Origin of the sequence: Acidaminobacter hydrogenoformans DSM 2784 (assembly GCF_900103005.1) — a bacterium.
Taxonomy (GTDB): domain Bacteria; phylum Bacillota; class Clostridia; order Peptostreptococcales; family Acidaminobacteraceae; genus Acidaminobacter; species Acidaminobacter hydrogenoformans.
Genome location: NZ_FMWL01000003.1, coordinates 294,319 through 311,183, shown reverse-complemented (window position 1 = coordinate 311,183; position 16,865 = coordinate 294,319). Strand labels below are relative to the sequence as shown.

General features: G+C 50.2%; 13 protein-coding genes. 11 read left to right on the top strand and 2 right to left on the bottom strand.

Going from position 1 to position 16,865, the window contains the following annotated elements; translation table 11 throughout:
- The first annotated feature begins 522 nt into the window (after positions 1–522).
- From BLP63_RS05185 to BLP63_RS05145, 8 genes are all read left to right on the top strand, one after another.
- Positions 523–1,239: an HAD family hydrolase gene (locus BLP63_RS05185; RefSeq protein WP_242870796.1), complete on the top strand. Its 717-nt coding sequence runs from the start codon at positions 523–525 to the stop codon at positions 1,237–1,239.
- Positions 1,240–1,388: 149 nt separating this feature from the next.
- A complete protein-coding gene (locus BLP63_RS05180) occupies positions 1,389–3,413 on the top strand; it encodes an ATP-binding protein (protein WP_170829299.1) in 2,025 nt (674 codons plus the stop codon).
- Positions 3,410–4,789 carry a sigma-54-dependent transcriptional regulator gene (locus BLP63_RS05175; RefSeq protein ID WP_092589821.1) on the top strand — a complete coding sequence of 460 codons (1,380 nt, stop codon included), beginning with the start codon at positions 3,410–3,412 and terminating at the stop codon, positions 4,787–4,789. Before BLP63_RS05180 ends, BLP63_RS05175 begins: the two co-directional genes overlap by 4 nt.
- 326 nt (positions 4,790–5,115) lie before the next feature.
- Complete coding sequence (locus BLP63_RS05165; protein WP_092589819.1) at positions 5,116–6,135, top strand: TAXI family TRAP transporter solute-binding subunit; 1,020 nt, start codon at positions 5,116–5,118, stop codon at positions 6,133–6,135.
- Positions 6,113–6,679 carry a DUF1850 domain-containing protein gene (locus tag BLP63_RS05160; protein WP_092589818.1) on the top strand — a complete coding sequence of 189 codons (567 nt, stop codon included), beginning with the start codon at positions 6,113–6,115 and terminating at the stop codon, positions 6,677–6,679. Before BLP63_RS05165 ends, BLP63_RS05160 begins: the two co-directional genes overlap by 23 nt.
- Complete coding sequence (locus tag BLP63_RS05155) at positions 6,661–8,622, top strand: TRAP transporter permease (protein ID WP_092589817.1); 1,962 nt, start codon at positions 6,661–6,663, stop codon at positions 8,620–8,622. The genes BLP63_RS05160 and BLP63_RS05155 overlap by 19 nt, the downstream gene beginning before the upstream one ends.
- 210 nt (positions 8,623–8,832) lie before the next feature.
- Positions 8,833–9,300 carry a Fur family transcriptional regulator gene (locus tag BLP63_RS05150; protein WP_092589816.1) on the top strand — a complete coding sequence of 156 codons (468 nt, stop codon included), beginning with the start codon at positions 8,833–8,835 and terminating at the stop codon, positions 9,298–9,300.
- Between the two features lie 87 nt (positions 9,301–9,387).
- Positions 9,388–9,777: a YbaN family protein gene (locus tag BLP63_RS05145; RefSeq protein ID WP_092589815.1), complete on the top strand. Its 390-nt coding sequence runs from the start codon at positions 9,388–9,390 to the stop codon at positions 9,775–9,777.
- Positions 9,778–9,946: 169 nt separating this feature from the next.
- Here BLP63_RS05145 and rbsK read toward each other — a convergent pair whose 3' ends face one another.
- Positions 9,947–10,888 (bottom strand): ribokinase, encoded by a 942-nt coding sequence (gene rbsK, locus BLP63_RS05140; RefSeq protein WP_170829298.1) that lies wholly within the window; start codon positions 10,886–10,888, stop codon positions 9,947–9,949.
- Positions 10,889–10,975: 87 nt separating this feature from the next.
- Positions 10,976–11,827 (bottom strand): YitT family protein, encoded by an 852-nt coding sequence (locus BLP63_RS05135; protein ID WP_092589814.1) that lies wholly within the window; start codon positions 11,825–11,827, stop codon positions 10,976–10,978.
- A 211-nt stretch (positions 11,828–12,038) separates the two neighbouring features.
- Here BLP63_RS05135 and BLP63_RS05130 point away from each other — a divergent pair, with 211 nt between their 5' ends.
- The 3 genes from BLP63_RS05130 to BLP63_RS05120 all read left to right on the top strand — a co-directional run bounded on the left by BLP63_RS05130 (position 12,039) and on the right by BLP63_RS05120 (position 16,317).
- The gene (locus BLP63_RS05130) at positions 12,039–12,707 is read left to right on the top strand and encodes a GntR family transcriptional regulator (protein ID WP_092589813.1); all 669 of its coding nucleotides are present in this window, start codon (positions 12,039–12,041) and stop codon (positions 12,705–12,707) included.
- Between the two features lie 142 nt (positions 12,708–12,849).
- Positions 12,850–15,276 (top strand): glycyl radical protein, encoded by a 2,427-nt coding sequence (locus tag BLP63_RS05125; RefSeq protein WP_092589812.1) that lies wholly within the window; start codon positions 12,850–12,852, stop codon positions 15,274–15,276.
- Positions 15,277–15,351: 75 nt separating this feature from the next.
- Entirely contained in the window at positions 15,352–16,317 is a 966-nt protein-coding gene (locus BLP63_RS05120; protein WP_092589811.1) for a glycyl-radical enzyme activating protein, read from the top strand.
- Positions 16,318–16,865: the final 548 nt, after the last annotated feature.

Genomic DNA, 16,865 nt, shown 5'->3' with positions numbered 1-16,865 from the left:
AACGGCTGGCTTTCTGCCTTTTTGAGGCTTGGTGCTTGATATTGTGCTTAAATCCATCCTTTCGATAATTTTGCACGCCAGTCTGACCTTGCTATCTTCTGGTATTAATGTGCCCACACTAAAATTCATAGGCAGTTGCCAAAAGTGGACTTTCGGGGTATTATGATTTAGGGTTATTTGGTTCTGCATAAATCAATTATACCCTATCGGGACTGGCTCTTGGAGCCGGTCCTGATTAATTTTTTTGAACTAAAAAAGACAGATGGTCATCAAAAATTGATTTCCATCTGTCCCTTCTATTGGGGACTATTATGCAACAGCCCCTTTTTAGATAAAGGGTTTGGTTGGGGACAGGGGCTTTTGGTTGGTGCCTGTCCCCAACCAAAAGCCCCTGTCCCCAACCAAACCTTCCAGGGCCGGAGCCCAAACTACCTTTTTCAATTTGAATGTGGTAAACTTTGAAGGATAAGTTATAACATCAGATAACCCCATTTTCACATAGAAACGGAGCTGTGAGATAGAGTGAATACAGTCTTGTTCGATTTGGACGGCACCCTGCTCCCCTTGGATCAGGATCAATTTTTGGAGACTTATTTTGGACTAATGGGCAAAATGATGGCTGCCAGAGGCATTGAACCCAAGCCGCTTTTTAAAGCCATCTGGACCGGAACCGAAGCCATGGTTCGAAATGACGGTCTCATGACGAACGAGGAGAAATTCTGGCGCGTTTTTGACAACGTCTACGAAGGGGATGCCAAGGCCTTGAGGCCGCTCCTCGAAGAATTCTACCAAACGGAGTTCGACAAGGCAAAGGCAGTCGCCAGCCAAAACCCGCTGGCGCGTGAATGTGTCGATCTGCTCAAAGACAAAGGCTATACCCTGGCGTTGACGACGAACCCGCTGTTTCCTGCGATCGCCACACATTATAGAATTCAGTGGGCGGGGCTGAAGCCGGAGGATTTCTCTCTGATCACAACTTATGAGAACTGCAGCTACAGCAAGCCCAATCTCGATTATTATCGAGGGGTGCTTAAAGCACTCAAAAAAGAGCCACACGAATGTTTGATGGTTGGCAATGACGCCAAAGAGGATCTTTGTGTCGCGGATCTGGGGATGGACACCTTCCTTTTAACGGACCATTTGATTCATAAAGGGAGTGAAGATTTGTCCCATCACCGACAGGGCGACTTCAATACATTAAAGAACTGGATTGAAGCATTGCCCATACTGACGAAGTGAATACAGCCATTCGGCAGTAGGACAGTGTCAGCCACAAAAACAAAAACAAAAAAAGCGCGGAGCGCATGGTGGCGGGCACTATGTACTTTGCGCTTTTAAAAAGCAATCCTTCAAAGTAGGAGGTGACCGTTCTGAAAAGGCTCTGGCTATTGCTCGTTTTATCATGTGCTATCGCTATTCAAAGTGGCATTCAGCTGAGCGCCGCGTCCACCCCAATCAATGTCCCCGCCGCCTCCTCCTCCTCATCATCATCCTCCTCAGAAAGCCTGCAGATCGCCTTTGATCCCAGCCTACCCCCTTATCAGTTTCAGGAGGCTGGCGTCTATAAAGGCTTCAACCTGGATTTAATACGTACTTTATCAGAAAGCGCTGGACTCAAGCTCGAGCTGGTTCCCATGCCGCTCAATGAAAGTATTGAAAAGTTAACGAACAAGGAAATTGACGGCATCTTGGGTATCCGCTATTTAAGCCAGCTTGAAGATCAGATGGACTTCAGCGAGAGCTTGGTTAATTCAACTATCTCCATCATCGCCCGGGACGAAAAGATAGAGCAGTACAAAGACCGCCTTGGTATTGAACCGGTTCTGATCGCCGTTGAACGGGATTCAGTCGAGTTTGAATTCGTCAAGAACGTCAAAAAAGCCAATTTCAATCAGGCCTTCAGCCAGCAGGCCGTCTTTGAGCTTCTGATCATGGACCGCGCGGACATGATGATTGGCGTTCGCCACGTTGCCGAGTACCTTCTCGACAAATATAACATTGAACATCAATACACTATCAGCAACAGCTTTGAGACACCAGTAGACTACTACCTTGGCATGGATGCCTCGAAGGCAACAGAGCTCGCAATGCTGAACGCGGCACTGCGGGACCTAAAGCTCAGCGGCGCCTATGAAGAAATTTACAACACCTGGATCAACGACAAAGCCCTTGAAAACCAGCAGCGGATTGAAAGAAATTTGATAATAATGTTGCTGATCATTGTGTCGGCCTTCTTTATCGCGGCTGTCGCTGGCTACATCAACCTCCAGCTGAAACGAAAAGTCGGGGAAAAGACCCGGGCGCTGAGCAGCGCCAACGACGCCTTAGAGCGAAAGATCATTGAGATTAGGAATGCAACGGAGCTAAAGGACCTCATGTTTGAGAGCAGCCCGCGAAGCATCACCATTTTGGACAGGGACGGCCGTGTTTCCGCAATGAATGAGTCAGCGCTGGCGCTGTGCGGTTTGCAGGAGGTTCCCGTGGGAGAGCGTGTCTATGCTTTATCGCCTTTTGATAAAATGCTTGAAGGCAACCTGGAAAATGTCCTGAATGAGGGTGAAAGCCTGATGGGCAAGGAGCTCGACTACAGAGCGTTTGGCCGCCGCTTTGCACTGCGTTATTTCATCTATCCCCTGAGGGACGACGCCCAACACATGCGTGGGGCCATCCTGACCATAGAGGATTACACTGAGGAAAAAATTCTGCGCGAGCAAATCGCTGAAGAAGAGAAAAACAGAGCCTTAATCCAGATGATTTCAGGCATCGCCCACGAAATCCGAAATCCTCTCACCTCCATCAAAGCCTATGTGGAGCTGCTGCCCAGGAAAAAGGACAGCGAAGCCTTCCAGCAACAGCTTGTACGTGTGGTGCCAAACGAGGTGGAGCGCGTCAGCAAGCTGATTGAAAACCTGATAGATTACGTCAGGCCTAAATCCCGCAGCCCAGTCCGTGTGCAGGTGCTGGAGCTCTTTGAGTCCTGCGTGCTGCTGTTTCAGCATACCGCGACCAGCAAGGGCATTGAGTTTGCCATGAACGCGGACGCATCGCTCTACATTCACGTGGATCAGGACCAGATCAAGCAAGTGATCATAAACTTGCTTCTGAACGCCATTGACGCCATTAATGAAAAGCTTGAAATGCCTCATGCTGCCGATGGTCACTGGATCAAGCTAAGCGCAGCAAGACACGCTGGAGGCGTAAAAATCACCATTGAAGATAACGGTATTGGCATGACGCCTAAGGAGCTGGCTAATGTGTACGAACTCTTCTATACGACCAAGGCAAAGGGCAGCGGCATTGGCCTGCCTTTGTCAAAGCAAATCGTTGAGGACAACCAGGGACAAATGGAAATTGAAAGCGTGAAGGGACAAGGGACCATTATTGCTTTGACGTTTGGGAGTGATGGAAATTGAAAGAAAAAATTCTGATCATAGATGACGAAGCTGACATTTGTTCATCCCTTTGCTTTTTGCTGGAGGACAAATACGACGTAAAATCTACCGTAAATCCTGCGCTGGGCCTTGCCATGATTCAGCGCGAGACCTTCCATCTGGTGCTCCTTGACCTGAAAATTGGCACGGTGGATGGCATTAATGTCCTGGGAGAGATCAAAAAAATAGACGCCTCCATTCAGGTCATCATCATGACGGCGTTCGGATCTATTGTCTCCTCAGTAGATGCGATTAAAAAGGGCGCGTATACCTATCTGACAAAGCCTCTGAATTTGGTCGAGCTGGAAGAGGCTGTGGAAGAAGCGCTGAATTTCAGGAAATCCAGAGAGACCGTCGAATATGGTGGCGTGCTGGATGAGCGGTTTGTGTATCAGGGGATCATCGGCCAAAGCCCTTCCATGAAAAAGATTTTTGAATTGATCGACAAGCTGAAGGATGTCGACACGAGTGTCGTGATCACCGGCGAAAGCGGCACGGGCAAAGAGCTGGTGGCGAAGGCCATTCACGAGGCGGGCAGGCGGCGACAGGGAAACTTTGTGGAAATCAACTGCGCTGCGATTCCGGAGTCGCTGCTGGAAGAGGAGCTATTTGGCCATAAAAAAGGCACGTTTACCGGCGCCATGGCGGATAAAATTGGAAAGTTTGAGTATGCCAACAACGGGACAATTTTTCTGGACGAAATTGGGGACATGCCTGTTTCGCTGCAGGCTAAGCTCCTGAGGGTGTTGCAGCAAAGGGAATACACCCCTCTGGGCGGCCATCAGAAGGTGAGGCTCAACATTCGCGTCATTGCGGCGACCCATCAGGATCTCAAAAAAATGGTCGAGGATGGGCGCTTCAGGCAGGATCTCTACTTTCGCTTAAATGTCGTTGAGATCAACCTGCCTTCGCTGCGGGACCGAAGACAAGATTTGCCCCTTCTGTTCGCGCATTTCCTGATGCAATATAACAAGGAGATGCGTAAGCAAGTCAAAGGCTTCTCAAAGGAAGCGGAGGCGTGCCTGCTGGGTTACGATTATCCCGGAAATGTCAGAGAGCTGTCCAATATCATTGAATGTGCGGTTTTATTGGCCAGGGAAGATGTGATCGAAGTCGAAAATTTGCCGGTTGAAGTTCGCGCCAATAAGACGGATTTGACCGACACGCTGGACTTGGCTCTGGGTGCTCGGCTGGGCACGGAAAGCCTGGTAGGCCTAACACTTCAGGACGCAGAACGGAAGCTGATCAGCGCAGCCCTTGTCCTTAACAAGGGACACAGGAAAGCCACCGCGGCTATGCTTGGCATCAGCGAACGTGGACTCAGAAATAAGATCAATGATTATGGATTGAATGAGTAGGGTCTTGTTATGTGATGTCACAACCGCTCCGAAGTTCGGCGGAGAGGGGGCAAGTCATCACTGTGAACAGCTAAAACAGCAGATCAAGAGCGGAAAAAAATTCCTTGCGGCAATTTTTTCCGCTTTTTTGGTGGCGCAAACAGCACATTTTTCCGCTTTGATGTTTTATGAACTGTCGTACAATTATTAAGGCTGAAGCTGAAGGCGCTCGCAGCACAAGGATTCAACGAATTTAACAGACGGATGCGTTTAATTATACAAAATGAATGAATTTGGCACGGCGCTTGCGTTAGTAAGATAGCATCAAAGATTGGGAGGCGTATTGAATGTCAAAGAAAAAATGGGCACTGATTCTATCCTTCATGCTTCTAATGGTTTCCATGCTGGCTGGCTGCAGCGGCAATGAGGCGGCAACTCCAGCACCTGCTGAGGAACCATCGGCAGAAAGCACTGAGCTTGACCGCAGCCAATATTTCGTAACCGTGGCAACTGGCCCGACCAGCGGCTTGTACTATCCTATTGGCGGCGCGTTTTCCAGCGTCTTTCAGAACAAACTGAAATATAAATCTTCAGTCCAGTCGACGGGTGCGTCCGTTGAAAACATCAACTTGATCATGACGGGCGGCGCCGAGCTCGCCATCACCATGGCAGACTCTGTAGCACAGGCTTATGGCGCATTTGGCGCTTTTGAAGGAAAACCGGCCGCAGAGGATCTCAGATGCCTCATGGGCCTTTATCCAAACTACGTTCAGCTGATCACCACGGACAAGACCGGCATTACAAAATTTGAGGATCTCAAGGGCAAACGCGTTGGTATAGGCGCGCCTAACTCTGGTGTCGAGCTAAACGCCAGGATGCTTTATGAAGCGCACGGCATGACTTATGAAGACAGTAAAGTCGATTACTTAAACTACGGCGAAGCCATTGACCAAATGAAGAACAACCAGGTCGACGCGGTATTTGTAACCAGTGGCATTCCTAACGCCACCGTCATGGAGCTTGGCACTGCGGCTGAAATAGTCATCGTACCTATTGAGGGCGAGGGCCTAAAAAATCTGATCGATAAATATCCATTCTTCGTCGAAGCGACAATTCCTGCCGATGTTTACGACACCGAAACAGACGTCACAACCGCAACGGTACGCAACATCATGCTGGTCTCCAAGGACCTTCCGGACGAAGTGGTTTACGATCTCGCCAAAGGGATCTTTGAGAACATTGAAGACATTAAAGCGTCGCATGCAACCGCTGCAACGCATATCTCCCTTGAAAACTCACATCTTGGCGTCGACATTCCTTTCCATCCGGGAGCGCTGAAATATTATGAAGAACAAGGTATTAAGTAGTGACACCGTCGTGTCGTTAGAGCCAAAAGCGAGGAAGTCATTTTTGGCTTCCTCGTATAAAAAAAATTTGACCCTCCTCGGTGTGGCGGCTGTGATCTTGCTGCTCACCTTCAGTGTTTATTACCTGGGTCAGCCTATACTGGTCATTTACGACCAGCAAACAGGGGAAAGTTTTGTTGAAGTGCCAACCCATACAGACGATTTACTGGAGTACAACTGGATTCATTCCTTCGAGCACATCCCTTGGAAAGAGCGTTACAGGATCATGGACAATCATAAACTGCAGCTTGTGGAAATTCAGGTTGCTGGCTTTGGCGCCGGTATCCCGGAAAACAAAGGAAAGATGACGGTCGAAAACGGTATGGTGATCATGCGTGAGCTTGAAGATCGCTTTGATTATATTTCATGGATTAATTCAAACACCGCATTGTCTTCGATTGTGCTGAATGGGAAGACAATTGTATTGGGTTCAGAAATGCCCCATCATCACCCCTTGAAACTGGAAATTAAAAGGAGGTTGAATACATGGCTCACGAATCGCTGATTCAAGTCGATGAGAACGTAGAAGCGCTACAAACAAACTTACTTGAGAAATTTGACAAAGAATCGAAGACGAGAAAATTTGGCAACAAGAGCTTTGAGCATTTAGTATACTGGACGGCTATTGCTATTGCCCTTTATCATTTTATTACTTCATTTGTTGGCTATCCTGCGACACATTTGCATCGCTCCCTCCACGTGGGCATGATGCTCGTCATGGCGTTTGTATTATATCCTGCGACCAAGAAGTCAAGCAGATCCAAAATGGCCTGGTATGATTATGTCTTTTCAGTGTTGTCTATGGCCGTCGTTGTTTATATTTGGAGCGACTATGCAGGCTTTATCAACAGAATGGGCATGCCGAACACCATGGATGTGATCATGGGGACCCTGCTTATACTGTTGGTTATGGAAGCCTCCAGACGAATTTCCGGACTTCCGCTGGTCATTCTCAGCGCCTTGTTTTTAGCCTATGGCCTCCTTGGAAACTACATGCCCAGCATTTTCATGCACCGCGGCTACACTTGGGCAAATCTGGTCAACCACGCATTCATCAATACGGAGGGCATTTACGGAACCTCTGTCAATGTCGCGGCAAGTTACATATTTTTATTTATTCTCTTTGGCGCGGTCATGAATAAATCCGGCATGGGACAATTTTTCAATGATATTGCGTTAGCCCTTGCAGGGCACACAAAGGGTGGCCCAGCCAAGGTCGCCGTCATTGCCAGCGGATTTTTGGGCAGTATCAATGGCTCAGCGGTGGCCAATGTCGTGACGACAGGCGCCTTTACAATTCCTCTTATGAAAAAGACCGGCTATAGCGACGAATTTTCTGGTGCTGTAGAGGCGTCCTCCTCAGTAGGCGGACAGCTGCTGCCACCTATTATGGGCGCTGCAGCCTTTATCATGGCGGAGATGCTGGGCATCAGATACAGTGTAATCGTTGTCAGTGCAGCGATTCCAGCACTCCTTTATTACCTGGGCATCCTGGTTCAGGTCCAGCTCAGGGCGTCCAAGGATCAGCTCATGGGCATTCCAAAAGCTGAGCTGCCAAAAGTTAAGGATGTCATGAAGGCACGCGGACATCTGCTGATCCCAATCATCTTTCTCCTTTACATGCTGCTCTTCAGTGGCACAACGGTTATCTTTGGCGCCTTTTTAACCATTGTAGTGACCATTCTCGTCAGTATGATCAGGCCTGAAACCAGAATGAGCGTCAAGGATATCCTCGATGCTTTCAATGAGGGTACGCGCTCCGTCGTTTCCGTCGCTGTAGCTTGTGCGGTGGTTGGCATCATCATAGGCGTTGTCAGCTTGACCGGGTTCGGCCTCAACATGGCCAACGCCATTATCCAGCTGGGCAGCACCAACCTCCTTGCGACACTGGTTCTGACCATGGTCACTTGCATGATTCTCGGCATGGGCCTGCCTTCTATCCCTGCTTACCTGATTACTGCAACAATGGCTGCGCCGGCTTTAGTACAGCTGGGTGTGCCAGACCTCGCGGCCCATATGTTTGTCTTTTACTTCGCAATGTTCGCAAACATCACGCCGCCTGTGGCCCTCGCATCCTTCGCGGCAGCAGGCATATCCGGCGGTGATCCAATGAAAACAGGGTTACAGTCCGTCAAACTTTCTCTCGCAGGGTTTATTGTCCCTTACATGTTTGTCTTCAATACGTCGCTGCTATTGATCGACACCTCGCCGCTAATAGCACTCAGGGTGACTTTCACAGCCATTGTCGGTGTGTTTTTGATAGGCATTGCGGCTGAAGGATTCCTGATGGCGAAGCTCAACCTGTTGTTCAGAGGTCTGGCCCTCGTTGGCGCTATGATGCTCATCACAGAAAATGTTTATCAGGATGTCATTGGATTTGCTATTGTTGTGGCGATCTTCTTGGTGCAAAAGGTCAAAGCAAAGCGTGTGAGTGTTGTGACGAGTTAAGCAAAGCAAGGTGTGAAAGCACTAAGGTGTGAAAGAACTTCGGTAATTTGTTTATAAGATTAAGCCATGTCCGAAAAAAGTCGGACATGGCTTTTCTTGACGTTCTGCCCTAATCCGTATAAAATGATTTATAATGATTATAAAATTAGAAAAATAATGATTTCAGTGTACAGCTCTGCAACCACAAATTAAACGAAAGCTGGGATTTTAATGAAATCCGCTGACAAAACGCATTATGACAAGCCCGCAGAGAAGCTCTCCATTAAGCAGTTGTCGACGATCCTGACACAGCGAGGCATCCGTCCGTCCCAGCAAAGACTCATGATCCTGGAATATTTAATGACGCATCGCAGCCACCCATCAGTGGACATGATCTACAGTGCGCTGCTGGGCGAGGTCCCAACGTTATCCAGAGCTACGGTATACAATACGTTGAATCTATTCCTTGAAGCGGGCCTTGTCAAAGCCCTTGACATTGTAGAAAACGAATCCCGTTACGACATAGTGACAACGACCCATGGCCATTTCAAATGTAAGGTGTGCGGCAATATTTTCAATTTTGGCGTGGACGAAACCGCTATGGATACTGGGGATCTGAGTGGTTTCGAGGTTGAAGAAAAGAACGTCTATTTCAAAGGGATCTGTCCAACCTGCCTGAAAAGATCGCGCAAGAAGTGAGTGGTATTGGAGCCCCTTTACTTAGATAGCAGCCTGATCGATCAGATAAAATAATATGAAGAAAAATGTTGGGAAGGAGGCGCGCGGATGTCACAAACCTTAAAGAAGCATTTGCTGATTGCAGCCGGCAGCGTGGCACTCGTCCTTGGCATGGTGGGTGTGGTTCTGCCGGTACTGCCCACGACGCCGTTTCTGCTGGTCGCCTCCTATTGCTATATGCGAAGCTCGAAAAGGCTGTATGATTGGCTGATGAACCACAGAATCCTTGGGCCTTATCTTTACGACTATATCATGTACCGGGGCGTCAGGCGGCGGGCGCGCACTGCGGCTTTGATCTTCCTCTGGCTAACGCTGATCCTCTCTGGAATCATAGTGGACAGCCTCCACATCAGACTGTTTCTGGGCGTCGTGGGCATAGCGGTCACTATTCACTTGTTTATGCTGAAAACTATTGAAGAGGAACAGCCTGTAGAGTAGTCGTCAGGCATTCAGGTGCGCTGCCGGTGATGCTTTCAGTGACGTTTTCATTGATCAAAGCATTAAAATAACCGCCTCAGAGCTTTCGGCCATGCCGGATGCAAACTCTGAGGCGGTTTTTGTTTTGAAGCTTTTGTCTCCAATACCTTCTGAAACCTCAATTCTTTGGTTAGTCCCTGTCCCCAACCACCGACAGCTCCCGCCTGTACGGAATGGAGGTCTGAGCGCCTGGCCGCGTTACAGCAATGCCTGCGGCTTCCACCGCCAGCGCGACGGCTCGTTCCAGACCCACCTCCGGCCAAAAGGCCGCGAAGGTCCCTGTAAACGTGTCCCCGGCAGCGGTCGTATCCACGGCCTTGACCGTGGCGGCCGGCACGTGACCGGATAACCCTTCACCTGTATACAAAACCCCTTCAGCACCCAGGGTCATCAAGACGACCGGATAACCTTGCGCCACCAAGGCGTCCATGACTTCTTCGTGGTGCGGTCCAGTCCCCGCCTGCGCGTTGTCATTTAAGCCGCCGCCGAGGCCGCTGAGCTGTAGGCCTTCGATTTCGTTGACCACCAAAACGTCCACCAGGGAAATCAGTGTCTGCGGCATCGGCTGAAAGGGTGCGGGATTCAAGACGACCTTTTTTCCAAGGGAACGGGCCAGCGCAGCGGCCCGCACCACGGCTGCCATGGGCAGCTCCAGCTGGAGAACCACAACCTCACAAGCCTCGAAGGCGTCTGCCGCAGCGTCGAGATCAGCAGGCTGGACCGCGCCGTTGGCGCCGGGGATGACAATGATGGTGTTGTGACCATCGGCAGAAACGGTGATGAGGGCGGTGCCTGTGGGGACACCTGGAAGCACTGCAACCCCTGAGACATCAATGTCATCCAAGGTCAGGCCATCAAGAAGGCGGCGGCCATAATCCTCCGAGCCAACCGCGCCCAGCATGGCCACCGAGGCGCCCATCCGGGCCGCGGCCACCGCCTGGTTCGCGCCCTTGCCGCCGGGATAGGTGTCAAAGCGCTTTCCCGTCAGTGTTTCACCAACCTGAGGCAGGGCCTCAACCGTAGCCACCAGGTCCATGTTGAGGCTGCCTACCACGAGAATTTTCACTGGCATGTGCATCCGTCCTTTCGTTATGGGTACTTATACAGGGGCGAAAACTAAGCTGTTCGCCAATCCTGGTTTTGAAGGCCGCTTGCGCGCCTAATGCAGCAAACTCTTGAACCCTTCGCCCAGGGTTTCGTGGATCTTGCTGACGGAGATAAACGCCCGCTGGTCCACCGACTTGATATAATTCCGCAGCCGGATGAATTCCTTCCGGTCCACAATGGTCATGATGATCTCTCTGGACTCGTTCGTATAGGCACCTCTGGCCTGATACAGCGTCGCGCCCCGTCCCAGGTCGGTGATGATAAACTTACTGATCTCGTCGACTTTCGTCGCAATAATGGTCACCTGTTTATTGGTCTGAAGACCCTCGATCACCGCGTCGATCACAAAGCCATTGATGATGACCGCCAGCAGCGCATACAGGCCGCTCTGGATCCCAAAGGCCACACCGGCGGCAGACACGATCAGGAAGTCCGCCATGAGAAGGCCTTTGCCGATGGCGATCTGAAAATACTTATTCAGAATCTTGGCAATGATGTCTGTGCCTCCCGTTGAGGCGTTGTTGAGGAACACCATGCCCATCCCGCCGCCAGCCAGCATGATCCCATAGATCATTTCCAGAAGGATGTCTCCCGTTAGAGGTGCGGCAAGGGGAAAAAGGGACTCGAAAAGCCAGATCATGCCCGAGAGCATCAGGCTGGAATAAATGGTCCGAACGCCAAAGTCCCGGCCTATAAAGATGATGCCGACTATGAACAGGATCACGTTCATCATCATCATGAAAGCGCCTATGGGAATGATGGGAAAATAGTGATTGATGACCATAGCCAGGCCACTGACGCCGCCAGCTGCCACATTGTTGGGCACAAGAAAGAAGTAGATGCCCGCCGCGACCATAGCCAGGCCTATGTTGATAAAGAAAAACTCTTTGATGGATTTTTTCATGATGATAGCGCCCCCTTTGCCTGTGGTTCTGATTAGTACCTGCAAATAATAGTATCACGTTCCTATCTGGGCGACAATGGGACTTTGCAGGGGGGATCAGGTGTCAACGGAGGTTCTTTCTGCTATAATGGTTATAAATTTATTTTGGTTCGATTCAAGGTATTGAAGCGCTGCTTGAGATACTGAGAGATCTGGTGAAAGGACTGAATTCATGGCAGTCGAAGTTAAAAAAAAGGGCAGAACCTATCAAAATTTACCGGCCATCATTGCCGGCGAGCTGAGAGAGGCAATTTTGGATGGAGAGCTTGAGTCTGGCGCTCAGTTAAAGCAGGAGGAAATCTCCAGACGGTTTGACAGCAGTCTGATTCCCGTGCGGGAAGCGCTTAGAAATTTGGAAACAGAAGGTCTTGTGACCTTTTATCCCAATAAAGGGGCTTTCGTCAGCGGAATGTCCAGCGAGCGGGCGAGAGAAATTTTTGAGACGAGGATTCTGATTGAAAAGGGCGCACTTGCCATGTCGATTCCAAGGCTCACAAAGACGGACTATAAGGCGGCGGGGCGGCTTATTGAGCAGCTGGACCGGGCGAAAACGGGCAAAGAGCTGAGCCAGCTCAACATGGCGCTTCATACCATTCTTTATCGCCGCTGCGGGAACACTTTTTTGCTGGAGCTGATCGAAAATCTGCATCATCAGGTTGAACGTTACATGCGCCGCTATCTGATTGAGCACTTAAATAACGATCTTTCACAGGAATTTCACCGCCGGATCCTGAGCGCTGCAGAAGAAAAGAAAATTGATGAGGCTTGCTTTGATCTCGAACAGCATATGCGGATGGCTATGGTGTCTTTGATTGAGGCTCTAAAGAGAGAAGAAAACTAGGGTTATGGCCGCCAGCCGGGATTGACGCGCCACCCTGAGACGGCTATAATATAAGCTATAAAATATTATAAAATATAAAATAAAATTTGACTTATAGTACGCTCCAAACCCTTGAAAATGCCGTAAAACAGGAGGGACATCCATGAAGATAACGGATAGAATTGAGAGCTTTAGACAATCTTATGTGAATTCCAAGCCCATGATCTGCTATGACAGGGCAGAGCTTTGGACCCGCTCCCATCAGGAGACAGAGGGCGAGCCTATTGAGATCAGACGGGCAAAAGCCTTCCTGAAGGCTTGCCAGGAGCTCCCTGTGCAAATCTTTGAAGATGAGCTGCTGGTCGGCACTGCTGGACGCTTTCGAAGAACGGGGATTCTGACGCCGGAATTCTCATGGAAGTGGGTCGAAAAGGAAATGGATACCTTCGAGACCAGACCTCAGGATCCTTATGTTATGACGGATGAACAGAGGGCCTATGTCCGGGAGCATATTTTTCCATACTGGAAGGGCAAATCTTTGGAAGAGGCGTTCCTAAACCGGGTGCCGGAAACGACAGCAAAAATACTGATTGATACCGGCATCATAGACAATGATTCCAAATGGCGCCAGGCTATTGGAGAAGTGACCCCGGATTATCTGGAGACGCTGTTTCCAAAGGGCTATGACCGCATTCGTGAGGAGGCGGAGGCCAAGCTTTCTGAGCTTGAGCCCATCAGCCGTGAAGCTATTGAGAAGCGTCAGTTTTATCAGTCAATAGCGATTGCGGCCGAGGCTATTGTGACTTTCGCGAACCGCTATGCGGACAAAGCGGAAGAGATGGTCATAGCACTTGAGGCAGAGCTTGTCAAAGGCGGGGATAAAGACGGGCTGTCAAAAGGTACAGTCCCGCCAAAGCAGCGGCTGGAGGAGCTTCGTGAGATCGCCAGGGTCTGCCGAAAAATTCCTGCCAAACCGCCTGAGACCTTCCGGGAGGCGATCCAATTTGTATGGTTTGTTCAGCTGGGTGCCATTATTTCCGAGAATCCGTTGGCACTTAATCCGGGCCGGTTTGACCAGTACATGTATCCCTTCTACGCCGCGGACCTGGCGAACGGACGAATTACACCGGGGGAAGCCCAGGAACTGATTGAGGCACTATGGATCAAGCTGTCCGAGTGGGTCTGGACGATTTCTGCCAACACCGCGGACTTCTTCGCGGGCTATAACCAGTTCCAGAACTTAACCGTTGGAGGTCGCAACCGGGACGGCTCAGACGCCACCAACGCTATCACCTATATGTGTCTGGAGGCCACGAAGCGGGTGAAGACCCATCAGCCTGGCCTCAGCGTCCGGGTCCATGCGGATTGTCCTGAAGCCTTCCTCAACGCCGTCGTGGACCTGGTGAAGACGGGAACCGGTTTCCCGGCGATCCACAATGACGACGCGGGCTCCAGAATGCTCCTCCAGGCGGGCTACGAGCCGGAGGACGCCAGAGACTGGAACAACTGCGGCTGTGTGGTGCCGCATTTCAGAAAAACGGGTCAGTGGACAGCTGCCGTGAACGTCAACTTTGGAGCGGCGCTGGAATATGCCCTGAATGAGGGCAACAGCCGTTTGCGGGGCGAGGCGGAAGGCATTGCCATGAAACCGCTGACGGCCTTCGAAAGCTTTGAAGAGATCAAGGCAGCTTTTGAGGAACAGCTGAGTTACTTGGTCCATCATTCCGTCATAGGAACTGTCATTGCCCAGCAGCTGCACTCTGAAATGGTACCGCGGCCGTTCTTGTCTACCTGCGTGGATGGTTGCTTTGAAAAGGGCAGGGATCTCAGCCGGGGCGGGGCTCTCTATAATGTAGGTCCGGTACTGACAGGGATTGGTCTTGGGGTCGTGGCGAATTCCCTCATGGCCATCAAAAAGCTGGTGTTTGAAGAAAAGGCCGCGACCCTCCAGGAATTCGCGGAGGCCATGGCCGCTGACTGGGTGGGGTATGAGGACCTCCAGCGCAGGGCTGTCCAGGTGGAGAAATACGGCAATGACAAGGAAGAGGTCGACCGTATTGCTCAGTCGATCGCCAATTATTACTATCATGAAACACGCAAATACAAGGACATCTTTGGTTCCCCTTTCAATACGGCGTTTATGGGAATTTCGAACTATATTCCGGCAGGAAAGGTCGTGGGCGCGACGCCTTGTGGGCGCAGAGCCCGCCAGCCTCTGACGGAAGGCGTGTCGCCTTATGTGGGGTCAGACACCTCCACGCCGCTGGCAGCCATGCGCTCCGCGGCTAAGATGAATCACGACGTCCATACTGGGGGAACGCTTTTGAATCTCCGGCTGATGTCGGATTTCTTAGAAACTCGCCGGGGCGTGAACAATCTAAAATCCATGATCCGGGCATATTTCTCCCTTGGGGCGTTCCATGTCCAGTTCAACACCGTTTCGAATGAGGTATTGAGAAAGGCTCAGGAGCGGCCTCAGGACTACAAGGATCTGCTGGTGCGGGTCGCCGGCTACAGCACGCAGTTTGTCAATCTGTCGCCAGAGGTCCAAGAGGCTATTATTGCACGAAATGCCCATGCGTCGATTTGAGGTGCAGCTGAGAACCCCGGTGATGAATCTTTGAACTGTAGTTAACTTTAGAAAAAGCAAGAGAGGGGTGAGCGGATGACCGGGGTGGTATCACAGCTTCAGGATTTTTCAATACATGATGGCGACGGCATCCGTACCACAATCTTTCTCTCCGGATGTCCCCTGCGTTGTAAATGGTGCGCCAACCCTGAGACCTGGGGCAGGAGTCCCGTCATAGCCTCACACGCCAGCCGCTGCATAGACTGTGGCCGCTGCCTGGAAGCCTGTCCTGTGGAGGCGGTTTGGTCGGGGACAGGGACTTCCTGCGAAGTCTGGTCGGGGACTGGGCCGGCCTGCAAAGGGGCGCTTGGAACAGCGCCGCCCCATCATGTGGATCCGTCAAGATGTACGCTCTGCGGCAAATGTGTTGAGGTCTGTCCAAGTGGGGCAAAAGCCATGATGGGCAGCGAAATGCCGGTCTCTGAAGTGGTTGAAAAAGTGATGCGCAATAATATCTTTTTCCAAGCCTCTGGAGGTGGGGTGACCTTTTCCGGTGGCGAAGCCACGCTGCAGACGGATTTCTTTAACGCTTTAGCGCGAGAATTGTACGATCTGGACGTCCATTTGGCCCTGGAGACCTGTGGCTTTTTTGAATGGGATGGAGTCGCGGAAAGTCTGACGCTTATGGATCATATTTTTTTCGACCTCAAGCTCATGGACGGGCAGCGCCATCTCGAAATGACGGGCCGGGATAACGAAAAGATTCTCGAGAATTTCAGACGTCTGGCGACTTTAGGGGTGGATGTGGTGGTGCGTATTCCTGTAGTCCCAGGGGTCAACGATGATGAAGTAAATATTGAGGCGACCGCGCTCTTTGTAAATGAGACATGTCCGAGAGCGACCATTGAGCTTCTGCCGTATCACCCCTATGGCAATTATAAATATGAGGCACTGAATATGATGGAACGACTGTACAAATACGAAATACCGGACGAAGCTCGGATGGAAGCCCTTAAGGAACTGGTGGAACGGTGCGGCGTACGGGTGGTCAGTTATAAGTAATGGAAGGTGTAAGAAATCATAAGCGACGCGGAGGGTAATGAGCCCAGATGCGTCGCTTTTCTTTTGGCGAAGGTTGGGACAAGGGAAGAGACAGAGGCAAATACAAAGAAGATAATAATCTGTCTAACGACATACCGAGAACGGAATCAGGTATCTTTTTCTTTTCGCGGATCTCCAGTCCTGTTTTCACCGTAGCAATATTTGCAGCAATTACTTGATCAAATTATCGCTTGACAACATGTATAATACACAGACTGCGGTATGATAATGGATATTCTACTGTAAAATGTTGAAATCGCGATACCTGGGCGCGTGAGTTCAATACAGGATAGGTTAATTTATTTTGATGTGAAAATCTTCGTTGCTTTTAGGAAAATAAGTACTGGACGTTAACGACATATTGTTTGAAGTGAAACATTAAACTTTTTGATGTCATATAAGAAAAAGAATCTAAAAATGTACATATCATGCGATTCTGTCAGAGTTAAGATTTGCATAGACTTTGTGAAGTCCTTTAACTACTTGTGCAGATTCGTTGGGCCTTTATA

Excerpts from the sequence above, each read along its gene's own strand:
- BLP63_RS05165 (WP_092589819.1), top strand. The coding sequence starts at position 5,116 with ATGTCAAAGAAAAAATGGGCACTGATTCTATCCTTCATGCTTCTAATG.
- BLP63_RS05160 (WP_092589818.1), top strand. The coding sequence starts at position 6,113 with ATGAAGAACAAGGTATTAAGTAGTGACACCGTCGTGTCGTTAGAGCCA.
- BLP63_RS05155 (WP_092589817.1), top strand. The coding sequence starts at position 6,661 with ATGGCTCACGAATCGCTGATTCAAGTCGATGAGAACGTAGAAGCGCTA.
- BLP63_RS05150 (WP_092589816.1), top strand. The coding sequence starts at position 8,833 with ATGAAATCCGCTGACAAAACGCATTATGACAAGCCCGCAGAGAAGCTC.
- BLP63_RS05145 (WP_092589815.1), top strand. The coding sequence starts at position 9,388 with ATGTCACAAACCTTAAAGAAGCATTTGCTGATTGCAGCCGGCAGCGTG.
- rbsK (WP_170829298.1), bottom strand. The coding sequence starts at position 10,888 with ATGCCAGTGAAAATTCTCGTGGTAGGCAGCCTCAACATGGACCTGGTG.
- BLP63_RS05135 (WP_092589814.1), bottom strand. The coding sequence starts at position 11,827 with ATGAAAAAATCCATCAAAGAGTTTTTCTTTATCAACATAGGCCTGGCT.
- BLP63_RS05130 (WP_092589813.1), top strand. The coding sequence starts at position 12,039 with ATGGCAGTCGAAGTTAAAAAAAAGGGCAGAACCTATCAAAATTTACCG.
- BLP63_RS05125 (WP_092589812.1), top strand. The coding sequence starts at position 12,850 with ATGAAGATAACGGATAGAATTGAGAGCTTTAGACAATCTTATGTGAAT.
- BLP63_RS05120 (WP_092589811.1), top strand. The coding sequence starts at position 15,352 with ATGACCGGGGTGGTATCACAGCTTCAGGATTTTTCAATACATGATGGC.